Source organism: Streptomyces ureilyticus (assembly GCF_011045025.1).
Taxonomy (GTDB): Bacteria; Actinomycetota; Actinomycetes; order Streptomycetales; family Streptomycetaceae; genus Streptomyces; species Streptomyces ureilyticus.
Genome location: NZ_JAAKZX010000475.1, coordinates 1 through 1110 on the forward strand (window position 1 = coordinate 1; position 1110 = coordinate 1110).

The 1110-nt window shown below is 72.0% G+C and carries 1 protein-coding gene; it reads left to right on the top strand.

The features are described from left to right. Positions 1-117: 117 nt before the first annotated feature. On the top strand, positions 118-1110 hold a 993-nt coding region (locus G6048_RS48230; RefSeq protein WP_165345913.1), incomplete at its 3' end, for an HAD-IIIC family phosphatase.

A 1110-nucleotide genomic window follows, 5' to 3' on the forward strand; every position in this document is an offset into this window, starting at 1 on the left:
GCGGGGCCGGCATAACTCATGCTGGCCATCGCGTAGCACGCGAGCGCGGCCGTGCACCCGCCGGGACCGAGAGGTCACAACCCTACCCGTGAGGGCTGCAGAAGGGATGGTCCTCTAATGAGCGAACCCGCGGGCTCCCCGGCAGCCCCCGTCGTCAAGTGCCTGGTGTGGGACCTGGACGACACCCTGTGGCACGGGACGGTCCTGGAGGGGGACACCCCCTGCCCGGCGCCCGGATCCGTCGCCACGCTCAAGGCCCTGGACGCGCGCGGCATCCTGCACGCCGTCGCCAGCCGCGGCGACCACGACACCGCCGTCGCCCATCTGACCGCCCTCGGCCTGGACGAGCTGTTCACCGTCGTGGAGATCGGCTGGGGAACCAAGTCCGAGGGGGTGCGCCGGATCGCCGGGACCCTCGGCATCGGCCTGGACACGATCGCCTTCATCGACAACGACGCCGTGGAACGCGCCGAGGTCGCCGCCGCCCTGCCCGTCGTACGCTGCCATCCCGCCGAACATGCCCCGCTGCTGCCCGGGCTGCCCGACTACCGGCCGCCGTACGTCACCGGCGAGAGCCGGGCCCGGCGCCGGCTCTACCGCAGCGAAGCGCGGCGCCGGCAGGCCCAGGAGAACCACACCGGGCCGCCGCAGGAGTTCCTCGCCTCGCTCGGGCTGGTCCTCACTGTGCGCCCCGCGACCGCCGACGACCTCGACCGCGCCCACGAACTCACCGTACGCACCCATCAGTTGAACACCACCGGCCGCACCTACGGCATGGCCGAACTACGGGACCTGTGCACCTCCGAAGGACATCAGGTGCTCGTGGCGAGCCTGGAGGACCGGTTCGGCTCCTACGGGACCGTCGGCCTCGCGCTGAGCGAACACGACGAGCGGACCAGCCTGTTGAGGCTCCTGCTGCTGTCCTGCCGGGTGATCAACCGGGGTATCGGCCCCGCCCTGATCGGCCACCTGGTGCGCGACGCGCTCGCCGCGGGCCGCCGCCCCCTCGCCGAGTTCGTGCCCACCGACGTCAACCGCGTGATGCTGGTGAACCTGCGGTTCAGCGGCTTCGAGGTCCTCGAACGCACCGAGACGGGCCTGCTCCTCGGC